We start from the raw sequence: 20,667 nt of genomic DNA, 5'->3' as shown, positions 1-20,667 counted from the left end.
GGCAGCCACCGGCCGGAAAGCCGAGACGTCCATGAGCGTGGCCCAACCCGCGACGGCGACCCAGCCCGACCAGGCCGCTGCTCCGCCCCCGGCCTGGCTGGCCGAGCTGGAACAACGCGCCACCCACTGGTCCGGTGACCTCACCGTCGACCCGGCCGCCCGCGAGGCCGCGGCCACCGACGCGGGCAACCTCGACCACCGGCGCCCCGCCGCGGTGTTCCGCGCCGGAACCGCCGAGGCCGTGGCGGAACTGTTGCGGCACACCGGTGCGCGTGGCATCCCGGTCGCGGTCCGTGGCGCGGGCCACTGCCTGTCCGGGCACGCCCTCACCGACGGCGTGGTGCTCACCCTCGTCGGCGGCCTCGGCCGGATCGGCGAGGTCGACGCCGAGGGCGTCATCCAGGTCGGCGCCGCGGCCATGCTCGCCGACCTCGACGCCGCGGCCTTCGCCGCGGGCCACCGCCCGGCCGCCGGCCTGCCCGACTACCACGGGCTGACCGTCGGCGGCGTGCTCGCGGTCGGCGGCATCTCCGCGTGGTGGCGCGAAGGCACCCTGGCCGACCGGGTCCGCCGCCTCCGGGTGGTCACCGGCCGCGGCGAGATCCTGCTCGCCTCGGCCACCGAACACCGCGACCTGTTCGAGGCCGCGCTGGCCGGACTCGGCGCCGTCGGCGTGATCACCGACGCCTGGCTCGAACTGACCCCGGCCCAGCCGCGCGTGCAACTGGACCTGCTGGACTACGCCGACGCCGCGACCGCCTTCGCCGCCATGGACTGCCTCATGGACAACGAGGCCGCCGACGAGGTCTACCTGTGGGTCCAACGACCCGGCACCGGCGGCAGGCCCGGCGCGACCTTCCAGGTGCACGCCTACCAGCACACCGACCGCCACGAGACACAGCCGCTGCCGGTGGAACCGGAACCGGAACATCGCCTGACGCAGTTGGTGACCTACCCCGAACGCAGCCGGATGATCACCGAGATGTTCGACAGTTTCCGCACCTCACTTTCCTGGGACGACACCACAAAACTCTGGGACGACGTGCTGCTGTCCGGCCAGCACGCCGAGCACTACCTGACCCGCCGGGTCGCCGCGTTCACCCCGGCGGACTGGGCCACCGAGATCCCGCAGTTCGTGCTCGCCTTCCCACACCGCAGGTCCGCCTTCACCCGCCCGGCATTCGCCGTGCCCGCCGGGGACAGCGACCGGATCGTGCTGGTCGACACCCTCCGCGACCGCGGCCTGCCCGGCGCCGACCCGTCCTGGACCGCCACCGTGCGCGGCAGCAGGCGGGGCGCGCATGAACAAGCGCGCGCCGACGGGGGCGTGGCCTACCCGATCTGGGGTTGCTGGGACGGGGTGTGGCCGCATGCGGCGCGGCTCGGCGAGCACTGGCGGGACTTTGCGGAGACGGTCGCGCGGTACAACCCGCACCTGCAGCTCAACCAGGGGACTGGGCTGCCCGCGGCGATCCGAGCCGAACTGGGGCGTTGAGGCGGACCGCGGCTGTCGCGGCGGCGGACGAGCGGGAGGAGACAGGGGGCCGCGGACGTAGAAGTACGGCTGGCGTGTGGGAGCGAAGGAAGAGCCGGGTCTGGGGATGGACTTGGCGAGCGGGAGCAGGCCGAGAGCGGGGCCTTGCCGGGTGAGTTGGGCGGGCGAGTTGGGTCGGTGCGGTCAGGGGTCGTCGGGGTGAGGCGGCCAGGCGGACCTGGCCGGTTGGTGGGCGGATGGGTGTCGGGGGTGGGGGTTAGCGTGCGCGCCAGTCGGAACTGGCGTGGGGAGTGGTTATGGGGCATGGGTTTCGGGTTGGGATCGGGGTCCGGGCTTATGAGCTGGACTCGTTGGGGCACGTGAACGGGGCGGTGTACTTGCAGTACGCCGAGCACGTGCGGTGGGAATGTTTGCGGGCGGCGGGGATCGGCCTGGAAGCGTTGCGGGAGTTGGGGGTCGCGCCGGTGCGGATCGAGGAGACCATTCGGTATCACCGGGAACTGCGGGCGGGCGACCAGGTTGAGTTGGACTGCGTGTTCGAGTGGGGCCAGGGGAAGGTTTTCCGGGTGCGGCAGGAGGTTCGGCGCGGAGAGGAACTCGTTGCCGAGGTGCTGAATGTGGGTGGGGTGCTGGATCTGGGGACCCGGCGACTGGTGGCGGATCCGGAGGCGGTGTTCCGAGGGCTGGCTGCGCGGCCGGAGTTGGTTGGGCTGTAAGGGATTCGGGGGTGTTCGGGGGCTGGCCTTCGTGGAGGGGTGGAGGCTGGGGGCGTTCGCTGGGGTTGGGCTCTGGTGACGTGGTTGGTTGAAGGGCTGGCTGGGGTGGTCGGCCTTCGGCTGAGGCAGGGCTGACGCGGGCGCTCGGCTTGGGGCTTTTGTGGCTGTGCGGGGGCCTTGGTGCCGGGTGGTCCCGGTGTGGCGGGGAGCGGGTGGGCGGGAGCGGTCTTGGGTTTGGGGTGGTTTGGGGGAGGGGGAGGTTGGCCCGGGAGGAACAGGCGCGGTCGCGGGGTTGGGGGCTGGGGATTTTGTGAGCCGGAGCCGGGACCGGGCTGGCCGGGGGAGTTGGTGGCCCGCGCCAGAGACCGGGGCTGTGGGCAAGCCAGGGCCAGGGAGCTGAGCTGGGTGAGGGCTCTTGGCGTGGCGGGGTGGAACGGGCCGAAGGTATGGCGGGGCTGGGGCGGAGGGCTTGGCGGGATTGGGGCGGAGGGCGTGGCGGGGGGAGAGGCTGGGGATGACCGTGGGTTTGCGGGCTGTGTTGTGGGGGTGAGGACTGGGCTTGGTGGGTGTGCCGTGGTGGTGCGGGGCCGGCGGGGTGGGGCTGAAGTTGTGAGGGTGGGGGGTTTGGTGGAAGAGGGTGGCCTTGAGTTGGGGGCGTGGCGGGTTGGGGGATGGCGTGGGGTGGCGGGGGTGGGTTTGGTGGGGTGAGGGGGGCTGGGGTGGGGTGGAAATGGGGGGTGGTGGAACGCGGTTGTCGGGGGCGAAAAGGCGGTCGCTACCCTTGCAGCCTCCCGCTGAATGCCTATGACCTGCTCTGGAGTGTCCGTGTCGGCCGATCGGATTGATACCGTCGTCAACCTCTGCAAGCGCCGAGGGTTCGTCTACCCCTGCGGGGAGATCTACGGCGGTACCAGGTCGGCCTGGGACTACGGGCCGCTCGGCGTGGAGTTGAAGGACAACATCAAGCGCCAGTGGTGGAAGTTCATGGTGCAGGGGCGGGAGGATGTCGTCGGGCTTGACTCCTCGGTGATCCTTCCCCGTGAGGTGTGGAAGGCATCCGGGCACGTCAACGCCTTCCACGACCCGTTGGTGGAGTGCACCTCCTGCCACAAGCGGTTCCGGGCGGACCAGCTTGCCGAGGAGTACGCCGAGCGCACCGGCAAGCCCACCACCGAGGACGACATCACCGACGTCCCGTGCCCGAACTGCGGCACCCGCGGCCAGTACACCGCGCCCCGCGAGTTCAACATGATGCTCAAGACCCACCTCGGCCCCGTGGAGACCGAGGAAGGCCTGCACTACCTGCGCCCGGAGACCGCGCAGGGCATCTTCATCAACTTCCTCAACGTGCAGACCACCTCGCGCAAGAAGCCGCCGTTCGGCATCGGCCAGATCGGCAAGTCCTTCCGCAACGAGATCACGCCCGGCAACTTCATCTTCCGGACCCGTGAGTTCGAGCAGATGGAGATGGAGTTCTTCGTCGAGCCCGGCACCGACGAGGAATGGCACCAGTACTGGATCGACGAGCGCACCCGCTGGTACACCGAGCTGGGCATCGCCAAGGACAACCTGCGGATCTACGACCACCCGCAGGAGAAGCTGTCCCACTACTCCAAGCGCACCGCCGACATCGAGTACCGGTTCCAGTTCGCCGGTCAGGAGTGGGGCGAGCTGGAGGGCATCGCCAACCGCACCGACTTCGACCTGGGCACCCACAGCAACCACTCGGGCGTGGACCTGTCCTACTTCGACCAGGCCACCAACTCCCGCTACCGGCCGTTCGTGATCGAGCCCGCCGCCGGTGTCGGCCGCCCGATGATGGCCTTCCTGCTGGAGGCCTACCACGAGGACGAGGCCCCCAACGCCAAGGGCGGCGTGGACAAGCGGGTCGTGCTCAAGCTGGACCGCAGGCTCGCGCCGGTCAAGGCCGCCGTGCTGCCGCTGTCCCGCAACGCCGACCTCTCGCCCAAGGCCCGTGACCTGGCCACCGCGCTGCGCCGGAACTGGAACATCGACTTCGACGACGCGGGCGCCATCGGCCGCCGCTACCGCCGCCAGGACGAGATCGGCACCCCGTTCTGCGTCACCGTCGACTTCGACACCCTCACCGACCACGCGGTGACCGTGCGCGAGCGCGACACCATGAGCCAGGAGCGGATCTCGATCGACCAGATCGAGTCCTACCTGGCCGCGCGGCTCATCGGCTGCTGAGGTCACGACTCCCACTCCTTCCCGGCTCAGCTCGCGATCACACCCGGTCGCGGGCTGAGCCGCGCCAGGGAATACGCCATCCGCAGTTCCTCGGCCACCGTGTCAGGCGCCTCGGCCAACTGCTCCACCGGCGTGCGCACCACGTGCACACCCGCGTTCGCCAACGGATCAGGGCCGTCCGGGCGCCGGTTCTTCAGCCAGAGCCAGGCCAAGCCCACCTCGTTCCACCAGGCATTGGCCGTGCCGAGCAGCTGACGGCCGTCTGAAGTGATCCGTCTGTCCCAGGTCGGCCGCGGCAACTCGGCTAGCGCCAGGATCCGCTGTGCCCGTGCCTGCTGGATGTCCACCACGTTGAGCGGCAGCTTGTTCAGCGCCTCGCGCACCGCCGGGCGGCCCCGCTGTGGCGACTCGTCCAGCTCCGTCAACAGCTCGGCAGTGGACACCCCGCCCTGGGCGCAGGCCAGGCGCAGCAGCGTGGCCAACTCGGTCGGGCCCCGGGTTCGGCGGGCCGCGTCCAAGGTCGCCCTGGCCACCGAGGCCACCGGGAAACCCCGGGACATCGTCCATTTCGGCAGCACCCGCAGCCGGTCCACGTGCAACGACCGGACAGGGGTGAGCCGGGGGTTCGCGAACGGGACCAGCAGGTGGACCGTGCCATCCAGCCCCGGTATCGGAATGCCGTGCAGCTGCAAGGCGTCATAGCCGGTGATCACGGCGTTCGGTTCGGCATAGCGCAAGGCCGCGCGCAGGAAACCGGCCCTGGTGGGGCGATTGCCGGTGAGCAGCACGACACCCGGCAACGCCTCCCGCCAGGAACTCACCAGCTTGCCGGGCACGCCCAGCCGGTACAGCTCGGAGGTGCGGGCCACCTGGTGCGGGAACATCGCGGCCAGGCGGTCAAGGCGGACCGGGACGAGGGTTGTGGTCATGGGGCCAGCCTGCTCCGGCGGCTGGGCGGGGGCCAGCGGCGCCGGAGCGGGCTGTGGACAAGTGGTCGATTGTGGATAGGTCGCGATCTTGAAGGGGCGGTGCGGCCGGAGATGTGGTAGTGGGGGTCAGAGGCGGCGGACGTCCAGGGCGTGCTCCACCGCCGTGCCCTCGTCCTCGCGTCGCACCAGGTAGACACCGGCGTTCTTGCGTTCGGCGAGCGCCTCGACCGGTTCGGTGCCGTGGTAGAGCAATCCGGTCCCGTCATCGGTGCAATAGGTGTCCGGGATGACCCCGTTGGCCACCGCACCCAGCACCGCGGGCCGCCGCGCCGCCTCGGAGTCGAAGTGCACCCCGTTGCCATAGGGCAGGAAACCCAGCCCGTCGGTGACGATCCGCAGCTCCGGCCCGAAGGAATCGGTCGGCCCGCCCACATGCCAGCACAGCGAGCCCGCGCTCACCCCGGTCAGCACCACCCCGCGCAGCCACGCCTCCCGCAGCACCGAATCCAACCCGTGCACCCGCCACACCGCGAGCAGGTTCGCCACCGAACCCCCGCCCACCCACACCACATCGCAGGACAGCACGTAGTCGAGCAGATCCGCCGTCGGCGGCATCGGGAACAGGTTCAGGTGCACCACCTCGACCCCGGCGATCTCCCCGGCCTCGGCGAAGGTCGCGTTGAACCCCCGCTGATCACCCAGCGCCGTGCCGATATGACACAACTTCGGGCGCCTGCCCTCAACCCCGGCCAGCTCCACCGCGTAGGTCAACAGCGGCGCGAACTCCAGATCGGTGCGGTGGCCACGGCGCAGACCACCCGAGGTGGCCAGGATCGTCGGTTGCTCAGCAGGCATGGTTCGATCGTGCCATCCCCGCTGACGGTTAGGGTCCGGACATGAACGAGCCCCGCTGGCTGTCCGAGGCCGAGCTGCGGATGTGGATCACGTTTGTCGAGGCCACCCATCTCCTGGAACGCAGGCTGGAACACCAGCTCCAGACCGACGGCGGGCTCTCCCACGCCCAGTACGACGTGCTCTCCACCTTGTCCGCGGCCCCCGGCCGGCGCATGCGGATGACCGAACTGGCCGGCCGCACCGTGGTCTCCAAAAGCGGTCTCACCTACCAGGTCAGCCGCCTGGAGAAGACCGGGCTGGTGCGCCGGGAATCCTGTGCCACCGACGAACGCGGCGTCGTCGCCGTGCTCACCGACGCCGGGCAACGCCTGCTCGACAAGATCGCCCCCGGCCACGTCGACACCGTCCGGGACTACCTCATCGACCTCATGACCCCCGAACAACGGGCCGTGGTCGATCAGGTCATGACCGCTGTGCGCGAACGCGTCCGCAAGGACGAGCACCCCTGACAGATGTCATGGCCGGGCCGTGACGAGCGGCCTGCGTCCCGGACCCGCGCGGACGGCACCGTAGTGGCATGTCCACACCGACCCTGCCCGGCGCCGACCGAGAGATCGCCGCCGGCGCCGCGATCAGCCTCCGCGGCCTGCGCAAACACTTCGGACCGGTCCGCGCCGTGGACGGCGTCGACCTGACCGTGGCCCCCGGCGAGGTGCTCGCCCTGCTCGGCCCCAACGGTGCCGGCAAGTCCACCACCGTCGACCTGGTCCTCGGCCTGACCCGCCCCGACGCCGGCCAGGTGCACGTCTTCGGCAAGCGCCCCGACCAGGCCGTCCGCGACGGCGTCATCGGCGCCATGCTCCAGGGCGGCGCGCTGATCGAGGACGCCACCGTCGGCGAACTCGTCCGCATGGTCGCCGCCCTGCACCGCCGCCCTCAGGCCGCCGCCATCGCACTCGCCAAAGCCGGTGTCGCCGACCTGGTCAAACGCCGCTGCAAGAAGCTCTCCGGCGGCCAGCGGCAACGCGTCCGCTTCGCCATCGCCCTGGTCAGCGACCCCGACCTGCTGATCCTGGACGAACCCACCGCGGCCATGGACGTGGAGACCCGGCGGCACTTCTGGCACAACATCCGCGAACTCACCGCCACCGGCAAAACCGTCCTGTTCGCCACCCACTACCTCGAAGAGGCCGAGAGCTACGCCGACCGGGTCGTGCTGATGCGCGCCGGAGCGGTCGTCGCCGACGGCACCGTCGCCCAGATCCGGGCCACCGCCGCCGGGCGGACCCTGCGCGCCGTGCTCCCTGGGAGTGATCACGGCTCGCTCGTGCTGCTGCCCGGCGTCACCCACGCCGACCTGCGTGGCGAGCACGCCACCCTCGCGTCCAGGGACTCCGACGCCACCCTGCGGGCCGTGCTCGACCGCTACCCCGGTGCCCGCGACATCGAGATCACCACCGTCGGCCTGGAAGATGCCTTCCTCGCGCTGACCAGCCAGGAGGACAAGTGAACCCGACCTACCTCTTCATCGAGGTCAAGCTCATCGTCCGGCAGTTCGCCTTCCTCTTCTTCACCATCGTGGTGCCCACCGCGATGTTCCTGATCTTCTCCGGCATCTACGGCGGCGGCACCGCCACCTTCCGCAACGGCACCCCGGTCACCGCCGCCACCATGGTCAGCATGGCCAGCTTCGCCGCCATGTCCGCCGCCCTGGTCACCGGCGGCCGGATCGCGCTGGAACGCCAGATCGCCTGGCACCGGCAACTCCGGCTCACCCCGCTCAGCGGCGGCGGCTACCTGCTGGCCAAGGGACTCATCGCGGTCCTGGTCGCCATCCCGGCGATGCTCGGCGTGCTCGCGGTCGGGGTCATCGTGCGCCAGATCGACCTCAGCCTGGCGCAGTGGGCCATGCTGATCGCCGGACTCGTCCTCGGCTCGGTGCCGTTCGCGCTGCTGGGCATGGCCATCGGCCAGCTCGCCAGCGCCGAATCCGCCCAGGCCGTCACGCCCGCGGTGATGATGGCGCTGGCCATGGTCGGCGGACTCATGGTGCCGGTGGAGATCATGCCCGACTGGGTCGGCGACATCGCCCGTGCGCTGCCCAGCTTCTGGTTCCGGGAGAACGGGATCCGGGTGATCGCCGAAGGCACGGTCAGCCTGCCCGCGATCGCCGTGCTCAGCGGCGTGACCCTGGTCCTCGGCCTGTTCGTGGCCAGGCGATACCGGCTCAGCGCCGGCCGCTGACCTTGCCTACGGTGAACGCCATGACCACCAGAGCCGGACCCAGGATGCGTTCCTGGGAGCTGTTCGCCGGCTTCTTCCTGCTGTTCCTGCTCTTCCCGGTCTACTACCTGCTCGCCGCCGGTCACCCGGTGCTGTGGAAGATCGCCGGACTGGCCGGGATCGGGATCATCGGCGTCACCTACCTGGTGGTGCCGCCCCGGTTGTTCGAGGCGCCGATGTGGCAGCGAATCGCGCTCGTGATCGGCCAGGCCGCGCTGATCACGCTGATCACGCTGGCCTTCGGGGTGGAGTTCCTCAGCCTGTTCGTCTACCTCGCCGCCACCGCGGCGATCCTGCTGCCGGTCTGGCTGGCCGTGCTGGTGCCGGTCGTGCCCAGCATCGTCGCAGTGCGTGCCGTGCTCGACGGCGGGCCGTTCTGGCTGGCCTGGATCATCCTGGCCATGCTGCTGAGCACCTTCAGCGTGCTCGGCGTGGCCGAGCTGATCCGCGGCAACATCAAGCTGTACCGCGAACAGGAACAGGCCGCACTGCTCGCCGTCGCCGAGGAACGCGCCCGGCTCGCCCGCGATCTGCACGACGTGCTCGGGCACAGCCTGACCACCATCACCCTCAAGGCGGGGCTGGCCAGACGACTGCTGGAAGCCGGACAGCGGGAGGCGGCGATCACCGAGGTCAGCGATGTCGAAGCGCTGTCCAGGGCCGCGCTCACCGACGTCCGCGCCACCGTCTCCGGCTACCGGGAAACCTCACTGGCCGCGGAACTGGCCGGGGCGCGGGTGGCGTTGCAGGCCGCCGGGATCACCGCCGACCTGCCGCACGCCGTGGACAACGTCGCGCCGCGGCACCAGCCGGTCTTCGCCTACGTGCTGCGCGAGGCGGTCACCAACGTGCTCCGGCACAGCGGCGCGACCCGCTGCGAGGTGCGATTCGGGTTGTCCTGGCTGGAGGTCGCCGACGACGGCGCGCCCCAGGACAACACCGGCCGCACCGGCACCGGACTCACCGGCCTGACCGAACGACTCGCCGCCGTCGGCGGCACCCTGACGGCCGGGCCACTGCCCGCCGGCGGATTCCGGCTGCGCGCGGAGATCGGGGACGACGAGTGATCCGGGTACTGCTCGCCGACGACCAGGCCCTGGTCCGCGGGGCACTGGCCGCGCTGCTCGGGCTGGAGGCCGACATCCAGGTCGTCGCGCAGGTCGGCTCGGGCGAGGAGGTGCTCGCCGCGGCCCTCGAACACCGGCCGGACGTGGCGTTGCTGGACGTGCAGATGCCAGGCAAGGACGGACTGGCCGCGGCGGCCGAACTGCGCGACGCCCTGCCGGGATGCCGGGTGCTGATCCTGACCACCTTCGGCAGGCCGGGATATCTGGCCAGGGCGATGAGCGCGGGCGCGGCCGGGTTCGTGGTCAAGGACGCCCCGCCGGAACAGCTCGTCGACGCGGTGCGGCGGGTGCACGCGGGATTGCGTGTGGTCGATCCGGGGCTGGCCGCGGAATCGCTGTCCAGCGGGGCCAGTCCGTTGAGCGGGCGGGAACGGGAGGTGCTGGCGGCCGCGCGGGACGGCGGCACCGTGGCCGACCTGGCCAGGGCGGTGCACCTGTCGGAGGGGACCGTGCGCAATCACCTGTCGGCGGCGATGGGCAAGACCGGCGCGCGCACCAGGGCTGAGGCCGTGCGCATCGCCGACGACCGCGGCTGGCTGTGACCTGCGCGGTGGCCGGGATCAGGTGACCGGTCGCCGCGAGGGCTGATCAGCGGTGGTGAGCGGTGCCGGTCGAGGCGGTCTTGCCCGATGTTCGGGGCTCCGGCTCGGTTTGATCGGTGCCGACCGCGAGTCGTTGATCATGCTCATGCCGGTACCGCCGGCACGAACCCAATCCCAGGTCCCCTCGACCGGGTATTCCACGCCCCCGCCACACCCGGCCAACCGGCCCGGCACACAACGCGCGCGCGGGGAAACCCCCCGATTTCTATTTTACCGGTGGGGGCCGACAAAACGGGAATTCGGCGGTGACCGGAACTCGATCTTGGCCGAGTTCGTGACAGCATTGCGGCATGACTGGACACGCACCCACCACCGGCCGGCGGGCTACGGCACGGCTGTTGCGGCGCGTGCTGGCCGGGATTGTGCTGCTGCCCTTGCTGATCGTCGGTGGCACTGCCTTCCGGGTGTGGCAGGTCGCCCGGCTGGACGACCGGTCCACCGCGGACATCGCCGTGGTGCTGGGCGCCGCGCAGTACGGCGGGCGGCCCTCCGATGTGCTGGAGGCGCGGCTGGCGCACGCCCAGCAGCTCTTCGAGCGCGGGGTGGCCAAGACCGTGGTGACCGTGGGCGGGCGCGGGCTTGGCGACACCTACACCGAGGCCGAGGCGGGGCAGCGGTGGCTGGTGGGCGATGAGACCAAGTCCGGCACGGCGAAGAAGGCCATTCCCAAGGACAAGGTGGTCGCGGTCAACGAGGGCGCCGACACCCTCGGCAGCCTGCAGGCCGTGGCCAGGGAGGCGGAGAAACGCGGCTGGCACAGCGCGGTCATCGTCAGCGATCCCTGGCACTCGCTGCGGGCCCGCACCATGGCCGGGGACACCGGGCTCGCCGCCTGGGCCTCGCCGACCCGGCGTGGACCCATCGTGCAGACCAGGGAAACCCAGCTGCGCTACATCCTGCGGGAGACCGCGGGCGTGCTCTACTACCGGCTCACCCACACCTCCACCCACATGGCTGACAATGGTCTCGGCTGAACCGCACGGCTACTCCGCGCACGACACCGCGCGGCTGCTGCCCGAACCCGCCAAGCACGGCGCACTGGCCGAAGCCGAGACCGAAGCCCGCACGCCCTTCGCCCGGGACCGGGCCCGGGTGCTGCACTCGGCCGCACTGCGCCGCCTGGCCGGCAAGACCCAGGTGGTCGGGCCAGGGGAGGGGGATGTGCCGCGCACCCGGCTCACCCACTCCCTGGAGGTCGCCCAGATCGGGCGGGGCATCGGCGGGGAACTGGGCTGTGATCCCGACATCGTCGACCTGGCCGGGTTGGCCCACGACATCGGCCACCCGCCGTTCGGGCACAACGGCGAACGCGCCCTCAACGCGCTGGCCGGGCCCTGCGGCGGGTTCGAGGGCAACGCGCAGACCCTGCGCATCCTCACCCGGCTCGAACCCAAGGCGCTCGGACCGGACGGGCGCCAGTACGGGCTCAACCTGACCAGGGCCGCGCTGGACGCCGCGACCAAATACCCGTGGCCGCGGCGGGCAGGCACCGTCAAGTTCGGGGTCTACGCCGACGACCTCCCGGTCTTCGGCTGGCTCCGGCAGGGCGCCCCAGCCGACGCGCGATGCCTGGAAGCCCAGGTGATGGACTGGTCCGACGACGTCGCCTACTCGGTGCACGACGTGGAGGACGGGGTGCTCGCCGGACGCATCTCGCTGCGCGCGCTGGGCAGCCCGGCCGAACGGCACGTCATCGCCGCGCTGGCCGCCGCGCACTTCAGCCACGAACCGGTGGAGGCGATCGAGGCCGCCGCCGACGGACTGCTGCGGCTCCCCGCGGTGGCCCTGCTCGCCCGGCACGACTACGACGGCACCCTGGCCGACCAGGTCGCGCTGAAACAGCTCACCAGCGAACTGGTCGGGCGCTTCGCCTCCGCCGCGGTCACCGGCACCCGCAAGGCCCACGGCGCCGGGCCACTGCGCCGCTACGAGGCCGACCTGGTCGTGCTGCCGCCGGTCGCCGCCGAGGTCGCCCTGCTCAAGGCGGTCGCGCTGCGGTACGTGATGAGCGACCAGGAACGGCTGGCCGTGCAGATCCGGCAACGGGAGCTGATCACCCAGCTCACTGAGGCGTTGTGCCTGCGCGCGCCGGAGGCACTCGACCCCGCGTTCCGGCCCGCGTGGTCGGCCGCCGGGGACGATGCGGAGCGGCTGCGGGTGGTCATCGACCAGGTCGCGCTGCTCACCGACGCGCAGGCGGTGAGCTGGCACCGGCGGCTGACCACCTGAACGGCGTCAACCTACGTTGACGATTTCTGGTTTACTCGAGGTCATGGGACTTCGAGAGGTAGTGCGTGCGGTGTTCCGGCCATTACGGCGCAAGGTGCCCGCCGGCGCCCCGCCCCGGCGGCGGGACGATCCGGGTGGCGCCGGGGTGCGCGAGCCCCGGCGGCCGCATCCGCCCGGCCCGCTCAGCGGGGCCGCCGCGGCTGAGCCGCCCGCGCCCGCGCAGCACGTGACGCTGCCCGATCCGCGGCGCTGACCAGTGGCGGGCCGCCGCTGACTAGCGGCTTGTCACAGTCGGCGCGGGGTGCTCGTCCACCGTGGGTCAGCGTCACCGACCCACGGGGAGATCGCCGTGCCACGCATTCCCGCCCGCACCGTCGACCAGGCCGGCTGGCTCATCCGGCGCATGTACGGCTACGCGAAGAGGCGCTTCGGCGCGGTGCCCGAGCCGTTCGCGGTCCTGGCCCACCACCGGGGCCTGATGATCGCGGCCGCGCTCGCCGAGACCGCGGTGGAACGCGCCGCCAAGCACCTGCCGGACCACCTGGCCGACCTGGTGGTCTACCGGGTCGCCACCGAACTCGGCTGCTCCTGGTGCGTGGACTTCGGCACCATGCTGCAGCGGCACAAGGGCCTGGACATCGAGCGGCTCCAGGAGATCCACGCCTACGCCGACTCGCCGCGGTTCACCGAGACCGAGAAACTCGCCATCGGCTACGCCGACGCGATCACCGCCACGCCGGTGCGGGTCACCGACGAGCAGGTTGCCGAACTCCGGGAACGCCTGGGGGACAAGGGATTGGTCGAACTCACCTACCTGATCACGGTGGAGAACCAGCGAGCCCGGTTCAACGACGCGCTCGGGATCGTCGACCAGGGCTTCACCTCCGGCGACGCCTGCCGGGTGCCGCTGCCGGTCGCCCCGGCCGAGGTCGCCGCGACCGAGATCACCAGGGAACGTTCGTGAGCTTCTCCGGGTTCACCACGTCGTAGATCGCCACGATCCGCCCGTCCCGGACCGCCAGCGTGACCACGCGGCGGTCCACCGGGCGGTGCTCGTCGTCGCCGTCGGTCTGGGCCAGGAAGCCCAGATCGCCGTTGACCAGCATCGGGGTCATGCCGGTGAACACCGAGTCCGCCCCGTACTTGTTCAGCAGGCCGATGGCGAAGCGGGCGACCTTGTGCACACCGAACACCGGCCGCCGCGCGGTGCTCGCCTTGCCGCCGGAATCGCCGATGACCACCACGTCCGGGTGCAGCACCTTCAGCAACTCGTCCATATCGCCGCTGGCCAGCGCCGCGGTGAACCGTTCGAGCACCGCCCGCTGCTCGGCCAGTTCGATCCGCGGCGGCGCGTCCGCCTCACTCACCGCACGCCGTGCCCGGGACGCCAGCTGCCGGGCCGCCGCCGGGGTCGTGCCCAGCACGGTGGCGATCTCCGGGAACGGCACCCCGCACGCGTCGTGCAGCACGAACGCCACCCGCTGCTCCGGGCTCAGCTCGTGTAGCACCACCATGGCCGCCATCCGCACGCCGTCCTCGCGCACCGCGACGTCGAGGGGATCCTCACTCGGCTGGGTGGTCAGCGGCCGCACCACCGGCTCCGGCAGCCAGGAGCCGACGTAGCGCTCCCGCTGGGCGCTGGCCGACTTGAGCCGGTCCAGGCAGATCCGCCCCACCACCGTGGTCAGCCAGCCCCGCAGATCGCGGATCTCCGCGCGGGCCGCGGTGCTCTGCCCGGCCAGTCGCAGCCAGGCGTCCTGCACCGCGTCCTCGGCGTCGGCCCTGGTCCCGGTGATGCGGTAGGCGACCCCGATGAGGTGCCCGCGGTGCTCGCTGAACACCGTGGCCAGGGTCTCGTCGCTGACGGTCACACGTCCATCCTGACGTACTCCTAGACTTGCCCTCGTGGCAGGACGAATCCGGGACAGCGACATAGCCGAGGTCCGTGATCGCTGCCGGATCGACATCGTGGTCGGCGAGTACGTCAACCTGGGCCGAGCCGGTGGTGGCACGCTGAAAGGGCTGTGCCCATTTCACGATGAGAAGACCGCGTCATTCAACGTGCGGCCCAGCAAGGGCACCTTCCACTGCTTCGGCTGCGGCGTCGGCGGCGACGTCATCCAGTTCATCCAGCAGTACGAGCACATCGGCTTCGTCGAGGCGGTGGAGCGGCTGGCCGACGGCATCGGCTACCGGCTCACCTACACCGGCGGCGGCGCGACCGTGCAGCGCGACCGGGGCACCAAGACCCGGATGCTGGAGGCGCACAAGGCCGCCGCCCAGTTCTACATGGAACAGCTGCACACCCCGGATGCGGTCAAGGCGCGCGAGTTCCTCGCCGAACGCGGCTTCGACCAGGCCGCCGCGGACCGCTTCGGCTGCGGCTTCGCCCCCGCGGGCTGGGACCGGCTGACCAAACACCTCATCGGCCGCGGCTTCGAGATGGACGAGCTGTACAAGTCCGGACTGGCCAAGGAAGGCCGGCAGGGCCCGATCGACCGGTTCCACCGCAGGCTGCTGTGGCCGCTGAAGGACCTGGGCGGCGAGGTCGTCGGCTTCGGCGCGCGCCGGATCTTCCCGGACGACCCGATCGAGGCCAAGTACGTCAACACCAGTGAGACCCCGATCTTCAAGAAGTCGCACGTGCTCTTCGGCATCGACCTGGCCAAACGGGAGATCGCCCGCCGCCGCCAGGTGGTGGTGGTCGAGGGCTACACCGACGTGATGGCCATGCACCTGTCCGAGGTGCCCACCGCGGTCGCCTCCTGCGGCACCGCCTTCGGCGCCGACCACATCTCGGTGCTGCGCAGGCTGCTGATGGACGACGACGCCTTCCGCGGCGAGGTGATCTTCACCTTCGACGGCGACGCGGCCGGGCAGAAGGCCGCGCTCAAGGCCTTCGACGACGAGCAGAAGTTCGCCGCGCAGACCTTCATCGCGATCGCCCCGGACGGCACGGACCCCTGCGAACTCCGCCAGGACAAGGGCGATGTGGCCGTGCGGGACCTGGTCGCCCGGCGGCAGCCGCTGTTCGCCTTCGCCATCCGCACCCTGCTCGCCGAACACGACCTGGACACCGCCGAGGGCCGGGTGGAGGCCTTGCGCCGCACGGTGCCGCTGGTCGCCCAGATCAAGGAGGAATCCCTCCGGGACGAGTACGGGCGGCAACTGGCCGGCTGGGTCGGCTGGGACGACACCCCCGGGGTGCTGCGCCGGATCCGGGAGATCTCGGGCGGCAAGGTCGCCCCGGAGAAGCCGCTGCGCCGCCGCCCGGTGGACCCGAACCAGAGCGCGCTGGCGGTGGAGGTGGACGGGCCGAGCAGGCCGTCCCCGAAGGACCCGCAGTTGCACTCGCAGCGCGAGGTGCTCAAGGCGGCGATCCAACTGCCCGGCATCGCGGGCCCGGCCTACGACTCGATCTCCGAGGACGCCTTCACCCACCCCGCCTACCTGGAGCTGCACCAGTCCATCCTGGCCGCCGGTGGGACCTCCTGCGGACTCTCCGGCGCGACGTTCGTGGACGCGGTCGGGCAGCGGTGCAAGCACTCGGTGGTGCGCTCGCTGGTGACCGAACTGGCGGTGGAGCCGCTGCGCACCAGGTCGGCCGAGGACCGCTACGTGCTCGGCCTGATCGCCAACATGCAGGCCAGTCTGGTGGCCAGGCAGATCGCCGACATCAAGTCCAGGCTGCAACGGATCTCCCCGGTCACCGAGGGGGACGAGTACCGCGCGCTCTTCGGCGACCTGGTGGCCATGGAGCAGTACCACAAGGGACTTCGGGAACAGGCGGGTGGCGTGTAGATGAGCTGGTGGCGGCGCTTCACCGAGAAGATCACCGGCGGCGTCCGGCTGCCCGAGGGCGTGCAGGTGCCGCTCACCGGGGAGGAACGGATCATGGCCGTGGCCGAACTGGCCGGCGGCGGGCACCTGGTGGCGACCTCCTACGCGCTGGTCGTGGCCGAGGACGAGGAGCAGCGGCGGATCTCCTGGCACCTGGTCAGCAAGGCGGTGTGGGGCAACGACGTGCTGGTGGTCACCGAGGCCGCCGAGCAGGGCGAGGCGGGCGAGGCGGTGCTGCTGGCCGACCTGCCGCCGCGGCGCTACCCGCTGGCCCAGCCGGCCAAGCTGCCCGATGTGGTGCACGCCAGGGTCACCGGCTCGATCCGGTCCACGCACCGGCACGAGCTGCCCGGCGGCGGCGCCTGGTTCGTCCAGCGCAAGATCCCCGGCCGCGACGGCGTGCTGCTCCAGGTGCGCGCCGACCCCGGCACGGACGAGGCGGCGGTGCGCGCACTGGCCGCGGACGTGGCCCGCAAACTCCGCGAGGCCCAGGCCAACGCCTTCTAGAACAACGCCTGCCGGAACACGCCCACACCCTCTTCCGACCACGCCACTCGCGCTATAAAGTACGTACGTACGGTTTGCTAAGCGTGCTGGAGGTTGCCGCATGTGGGATCCGACCACCTACCTGGCCTTCGCCGGCCACCGCGAACGCCCGTTCCACGACCTGCTCGCCCGGGTCGGCGCCACCGACCCCCGCCAGGTCGTCGACCTGGGCTGCGGCCCCGGCCAGCTGACCCCGGTGCTGTCCCACCGCTGGCCCGCGGCCAAGATCACCGCGCTGGACTCCTCCGCCGAGATGGTCGAGGCCGCCAGGGTCGCCGGGATCGACGCCGCGCTCACCGACGTGCGGGACTGGCAACCCGATCCGGACACCGACGTGGTGATCTGCAACGCCGTGCTGCAGTGGGTCAACGGCCACCTCGACCTGCTGCCCGCCTGGCTGGACCGCCTACCCGCCGGCGCCTGGTTCGCCTTCCAGGTGCCGGGCAACTTCGCCGAGCCCAGCCACACCATCCCGCGCGGCATCGCCGAAAGCCCGGCTTGGCGGGACACCCTGGGCGGCACGTTCCGCCCGGTGGACGCGGTGCCCCGGCCCGAGGTGTACGCGGGTGTGCTCGCCGCGGCCGGCTTCGCCGCCGACGTGTGGGAGACCACCTACCTGCACGAGTTGCGCGGCGCAGACCCGGTGCTGAACTGGATCAGCGGCACTGCCCTGCGCCCGGTCCGCGCCGCCCTGGACGAGACCCGCTGGCCGGAGTTCACCGCCGAACTGGCACCCCGGCTGCGCGCCGCCTACCCCGCGCACGGCGAGGACGTCACCTGGTTCCCGATGCGCCGGATCTTCGCCGTGGGCCACAAGAAATGACCCTCGGACGGGTGGTCGCGCTGGCCCGCTACCCGGTCAAGTCGCTGCGCGGCGAACAACTCGACCGGCTGGAGTTTGACGACCGCGGCGTGACCGGGGACCGCTGGTGGGCGGTGCGCACCGCGGCAGGCAAGTTCGGTTCCGGCAAGAACACCCGCCGGTTCACCCGGCTGCCTCACCTGCTCGAGCTGTCCGCCCGGCTGCACGGCCTGGCCGAACCGATCGTCACCCTGCCCGACGGCGCCGAACACAAGGCAGGCGACCCCGCCCTGGACGCGGCCATGTCCAGGCTGGTCGGCGAGCCGGTCACGGTGACCCCGGAGGCGGACATCCCCCACCTGGACGCCGGCGCCGTGCACCTGGTGACCACCGCGAGCCTGCGCTGGCTGGCCACCCGCCTGGACCGCCCCGACCTGGCCTGGACCCGAACCCGGGCGAACATCGTGCTCGACACCCCCGGCGACGGACGTCCCGAGGACGACTGGTCCGGTCGCCGGCTCCGCATCGGCGGCACCACCCTGGAGGTGCTGGGCGGCGCCGTCCGGTGCGTCATGGTCGGTCAGGCACAAGGGAATCTGCCCGAGATCCCCCGGCTGCTGCCCACCCTCGCCGGGCACGACCTGACCTTCGGCGTCTACGCCCGCGTCGTCGAGGCCGGCGTCGTAACCGAGGGAGACCCGGTGCTGGCCCGCTGACGATCCACCTCAGTCACGAGCTTGTCACCCTGCCCTGCCTGCACGGTCCCCTCATCCCGCACTCCGGCCCGCGGACTCGTCCGCCCCAGCCGCTCGTCGATCTTGGCCCGAACCGCCCCCGCCGCGCCTTGCACAGCCGGGTGACCCACCAACCGGTGGTACATCCGGACCAGATCGTCGTACCGCTCCCGTCCCGCCCGAGCCCCCAGCACGTACCCCACAGCAACCCCAAGTGCGAACCGGATCATGGCTCCTCCTTGTCTGACCTGCGCGAACACCCAGGTTCGCGGGGCGAAGATCCCTGGGATGGGGGGTGGTGAAAACCGCTCCGCGGGGTGCGCTAAGGTATTACCCGTCAGGCACCGCCGGACACATGCCAGTCCTCCGTAGCTCAACTGGCAGAGCATGCGACTGTTAATCGCAGGGTTGTTGGTTCGAGTCCAACCGGAGGAGCTGGGGCCCAGGTCAGAGACCTGGGCCCTCAGTCGTTCAAGATCGCGTTCAGGTTTTATTCCGGTTTTTCCTCTTCGACTGGTTCTGGAGTCGCGACGGCTTCCATGACCTCGGCCGCTCCGGTGTTGACCTGCTTACGGCCGAAGTAGTTGTCTTGGGTCATGGACACCTTGGCGTGTCCGAGCTGATCCGCCGCCTGTCGGGCTGTGCACCCTGCCTCATCCATCAGTGTCGCCACCGTTTTCCGGTATACGTGACTGGTCACCCACTCGAACCCAGCCGCCTTGAAGATCACCCGAAGGTCGGCCTGGGTGTTGCTCGGATCGCGCAGTCCGCCCTTGGGCGAGGTGAACACCACACCCCACTCGTTAGGCTCGGCGACCGCCTTGCGTGCCTTGAGCATGATCACCGCCCAGCGGGACAACTCGAGCGTGCGGTACCCGCTCTTGGTCTTGAGCTTGGGTTTGATGATCAGACCACCACCCTTGATCCGCACCACTGTGGCCTGTACCTCCACGGTTCCCGCGTTGAGGTCGAGGGCGGTCCACCTGATCGCGGCGGTTTCCCCGATGCGCAGGCCGGTGGCCAACATCGTGTCGGTGAAGTCCACCAAATCCCAGTCCTGGGCCTTTTCACTGGCGTGAATCTTGCCGCGCAGTTCTCGGGCTTCGTCCAGCTCTAGCGACCGAGCGGAGCCCTTCTCAGTCTCGATCGTGCTGACGTCCCGGACGGGGTTGCTGCCGATGGCGTCATGTCGGACAGCCAAGCCCATCATGCCGCTCAGGATGGTGCGGGTCGTCTTGGCCGCTGCGGCGCCATGATGTTCTTCCACGTCAGTGATGAAGCGATCAAGCCTGCCGGTACTGGCTTCCCGGATCGAGAGCTCACCGACGCCAGGCTTAATGTGTCGTTCGAACCGAAAGCGGTATTGATCAAGCGTGGTCGGTGATCGCCTGCCTTTCTTGACCTCCTTCGCGAACTTGGCGAGGAACAACTCGCCGAGCTGAGTCAGCTTGGTATCTGGGGTGATCTCACCATCACGGGCGGCCTTACCTCGGTCCCGAAGGGCCACTTTGAGCCGCCGTATCGCGTCAGTCTTGCTGGCTCCTGCGCGGAGTACTTCGCGATTGACACCGTCGTAGTCTCGAACTTCGGCGACCGCGTAGTAGACACCCTTCCGTGCCTGTCTAACCCGGATCTTGCCGTGTGTTCCGATATCCAGCCGAGGCCGTGCCATTACGCTGTTCCTTCCGGGGGTTGATTGTCGACCCAGGCGTGGACGTCTTCCGGGTGGTAGCGGACATACTTGCCGATCCGTCGACCAGTAGGCCCGTATCCCTTGGCGCGCCACTGATAGAGGGTGTTGACCGGGATGCCCAGGAACTCGGAGAGGTCCTCAACACTCCACAGCTTGTCCATGGCCCTGCCCCTTCCTGTCCGGTCGTGGCTGTCTGTCGTGGTTGACGTATTCGGCGATGCTCGCGACGAATTCGCGCTCGGCTTCGGTGCGAGAGAACTTGGCCAGGACATCCCAGCGGTTGACCGTGGTGACCTCATCGGCGGTCACGGTGTGTGTCCACTGTGGATCCATCACACGGCGTGTGGTCATGGCGGTACTCCCAGGCTGTCCAAGGCCGAGCGTCAAACCGAGGTCGATGTGACCCCGGCGCCACCATAGGAAGGTGTGCCCAGCCGGTTGGTTGTGTGGTCGCCCTGGGAGGTAACGCGGCATGTGGGCTGTGGTTGTTTCTGGGCTGCGGACGGACTCGATTGAGCTCGTCAGTCATGGCATGGTCGAGCACGATCTCGGGCAGCTTCCAGCCTGGTCGCGATCGTCCCTACTGGATTCTGTTCAACACCAAT

General features: G+C 70.3%; 22 protein-coding genes and 1 tRNA gene. 17 read left to right on the top strand and 6 right to left on the bottom strand.

What is annotated here, in order from left to right; genetic code table 11:
- Nucleotides 1–31 precede the first annotated feature (31 nt).
- From MZC64_RS24530 to MZC64_RS24520, 3 genes are all read left to right on the top strand, one after another.
- Entirely contained in the window at nucleotides 32–1,495 is a 1,464-nt protein-coding gene (locus MZC64_RS24530; protein ID WP_247759516.1) for an FAD-binding protein, read from the top strand.
- Nucleotides 1,496–1,791: 296 nt separating this feature from the next.
- Nucleotides 1,792–2,211 (top strand): thioesterase family protein, encoded by a 420-nt coding sequence (locus MZC64_RS24525; protein WP_247759517.1) that lies wholly within the window; start codon nucleotides 1,792–1,794, stop codon nucleotides 2,209–2,211.
- Nucleotides 2,212–3,036: 825 nt separating this feature from the next.
- Nucleotides 3,037–4,422 carry a glycine--tRNA ligase gene (locus MZC64_RS24520; RefSeq protein ID WP_247797745.1) on the top strand — a complete coding sequence of 462 codons (1,386 nt, stop codon included), beginning with the start codon at nucleotides 3,037–3,039 and terminating at the stop codon, nucleotides 4,420–4,422.
- A gap of 26 nt (nucleotides 4,423–4,448) precedes the next feature.
- Here the strand turns inward: MZC64_RS24520 and MZC64_RS24515 are convergent, their stop codons facing one another.
- Complete coding sequence (locus tag MZC64_RS24515; RefSeq protein WP_247759518.1) at nucleotides 4,449–5,351, bottom strand: hypothetical protein; 903 nt, start codon at nucleotides 5,349–5,351, stop codon at nucleotides 4,449–4,451.
- A gap of 126 nt (nucleotides 5,352–5,477) precedes the next feature.
- A complete protein-coding gene (locus MZC64_RS24510; protein WP_247759519.1) occupies nucleotides 5,478–6,206 on the bottom strand; it encodes a peptidase E in 729 nt (242 codons plus the stop codon).
- Between the two features lie 41 nt (nucleotides 6,207–6,247).
- Between MZC64_RS24510 and MZC64_RS24505 the strand changes: the two genes are divergently transcribed.
- From MZC64_RS24505 to MZC64_RS24465, 9 genes are all read left to right on the top strand, one after another.
- Entirely contained in the window at nucleotides 6,248–6,715 is a 468-nt protein-coding gene (locus MZC64_RS24505) for a MarR family winged helix-turn-helix transcriptional regulator (RefSeq protein ID WP_247759520.1), read from the top strand.
- Nucleotides 6,716–6,783: 68 nt separating this feature from the next.
- A complete protein-coding gene (locus MZC64_RS24500) occupies nucleotides 6,784–7,716 on the top strand; it encodes an ABC transporter ATP-binding protein (protein WP_247759521.1) in 933 nt (310 codons plus the stop codon).
- Complete coding sequence (locus tag MZC64_RS24495) at nucleotides 7,713–8,450, top strand: ABC transporter permease (RefSeq protein ID WP_247759522.1); 738 nt, start codon at nucleotides 7,713–7,715, stop codon at nucleotides 8,448–8,450. Before MZC64_RS24500 ends, MZC64_RS24495 begins: the two co-directional genes overlap by 4 nt.
- 20 nt (nucleotides 8,451–8,470) lie before the next feature.
- Complete coding sequence (locus MZC64_RS24490) at nucleotides 8,471–9,556, top strand: sensor histidine kinase (protein ID WP_247759523.1); 1,086 nt, start codon at nucleotides 8,471–8,473, stop codon at nucleotides 9,554–9,556.
- The gene (locus tag MZC64_RS24485) at nucleotides 9,553–10,158 is read left to right on the top strand and encodes a response regulator transcription factor (protein ID WP_247759524.1); all 606 of its coding nucleotides are present in this window, start codon (nucleotides 9,553–9,555) and stop codon (nucleotides 10,156–10,158) included. The genes MZC64_RS24490 and MZC64_RS24485 overlap by 4 nt, the downstream gene beginning before the upstream one ends.
- A gap of 350 nt (nucleotides 10,159–10,508) precedes the next feature.
- Nucleotides 10,509–11,192: a YdcF family protein gene (locus MZC64_RS24480; protein ID WP_247759525.1), complete on the top strand. Its 684-nt coding sequence runs from the start codon at nucleotides 10,509–10,511 to the stop codon at nucleotides 11,190–11,192.
- On the top strand, nucleotides 11,179–12,447 hold the full coding sequence (locus tag MZC64_RS24475; protein WP_247759526.1) for a deoxyguanosinetriphosphate triphosphohydrolase: 1,269 nt from the start codon (nucleotides 11,179–11,181) through the stop codon (nucleotides 12,445–12,447). Before MZC64_RS24480 ends, MZC64_RS24475 begins: the two co-directional genes overlap by 14 nt.
- A gap of 43 nt (nucleotides 12,448–12,490) precedes the next feature.
- Complete coding sequence (locus MZC64_RS24470) at nucleotides 12,491–12,700, top strand: hypothetical protein (protein ID WP_247759527.1); 210 nt, start codon at nucleotides 12,491–12,493, stop codon at nucleotides 12,698–12,700.
- 96 nt (nucleotides 12,701–12,796) lie between these two features.
- Nucleotides 12,797–13,411, top strand: coding sequence for a carboxymuconolactone decarboxylase family protein (locus MZC64_RS24465; protein ID WP_247759528.1), 615 nt, complete (start codon nucleotides 12,797–12,799; stop codon nucleotides 13,409–13,411).
- Here MZC64_RS24465 and MZC64_RS24460 read toward each other — a convergent pair.
- Nucleotides 13,392–14,318 carry a sigma-70 family RNA polymerase sigma factor gene (locus MZC64_RS24460; RefSeq protein ID WP_247759529.1) on the bottom strand — a complete coding sequence of 309 codons (927 nt, stop codon included), beginning with the start codon at nucleotides 14,316–14,318 and terminating at the stop codon, nucleotides 13,392–13,394. The two genes, MZC64_RS24465 and MZC64_RS24460, sit on opposite strands and share 20 nt — an antisense overlap.
- 34 nt (nucleotides 14,319–14,352) lie before the next feature.
- On the opposite strand from MZC64_RS24460, the gene dnaG reads away from it, so the two are divergent.
- The 5 genes from dnaG to MZC64_RS24435 all read left to right on the top strand — a co-directional run bounded on the left by dnaG (nucleotide 14,353) and on the right by MZC64_RS24435 (nucleotide 18,804).
- Complete coding sequence (gene dnaG / locus MZC64_RS24455) at nucleotides 14,353–16,248, top strand: DNA primase (protein WP_247759530.1); 1,896 nt, start codon at nucleotides 14,353–14,355, stop codon at nucleotides 16,246–16,248.
- Complete coding sequence (locus MZC64_RS24450) at nucleotides 16,249–16,794, top strand: hypothetical protein (RefSeq protein WP_247759531.1); 546 nt, start codon at nucleotides 16,249–16,251, stop codon at nucleotides 16,792–16,794.
- 100 nt (nucleotides 16,795–16,894) lie between these two features.
- On the top strand, nucleotides 16,895–17,656 hold the full coding sequence (locus MZC64_RS24445; protein ID WP_247759532.1) for a trans-aconitate 2-methyltransferase: 762 nt from the start codon (nucleotides 16,895–16,897) through the stop codon (nucleotides 17,654–17,656).
- Nucleotides 17,653–18,351: an MOSC domain-containing protein gene (locus MZC64_RS24440; RefSeq protein WP_247759533.1), complete on the top strand. Its 699-nt coding sequence runs from the start codon at nucleotides 17,653–17,655 to the stop codon at nucleotides 18,349–18,351. The genes MZC64_RS24445 and MZC64_RS24440 overlap by 4 nt, the downstream gene beginning before the upstream one ends.
- 380 nt (nucleotides 18,352–18,731) lie before the next feature.
- Nucleotides 18,732–18,804, top strand: a tRNA-Asn gene (locus tag MZC64_RS24435).
- Nucleotides 18,805–18,859: 55 nt separating this feature from the next.
- Here the strand turns inward: MZC64_RS24435 and xerC are convergent.
- From xerC to MZC64_RS24420, 3 genes are read right to left on the bottom strand one after another with little or no spacing between them, the layout of a single operon-like run.
- On the bottom strand, nucleotides 18,860–20,041 hold the full coding sequence (gene xerC / locus MZC64_RS24430) for a tyrosine recombinase XerC (RefSeq protein WP_247759534.1): 1,182 nt from the start codon (nucleotides 20,039–20,041) through the stop codon (nucleotides 18,860–18,862).
- Nucleotides 20,041–20,223, bottom strand: a complete 183-nt coding sequence (locus MZC64_RS24425; protein WP_247759535.1) for an AlpA family transcriptional regulator — start codon at nucleotides 20,221–20,223, stop codon at nucleotides 20,041–20,043. The genes xerC and MZC64_RS24425 overlap by 1 nt, the downstream gene beginning before the upstream one ends.
- Nucleotides 20,201–20,371 (bottom strand): hypothetical protein, encoded by a 171-nt coding sequence (locus MZC64_RS24420; protein WP_247759536.1) that lies wholly within the window; start codon nucleotides 20,369–20,371, stop codon nucleotides 20,201–20,203. The genes MZC64_RS24425 and MZC64_RS24420 overlap by 23 nt, the downstream gene beginning before the upstream one ends.
- Between the last annotated feature and the right edge of the window lie 296 nt (nucleotides 20,372–20,667).

The sequence above is a fragment of the Crossiella sp. S99.2 genome (genome assembly GCF_023094165.1).
Lineage (GTDB): Bacteria > Actinomycetota > Actinomycetes > Mycobacteriales > Pseudonocardiaceae > Crossiella.
Note: the sequence above shows the minus strand (reverse complement) of the source record. Positions and strands in the feature narration are given on the sequence as shown.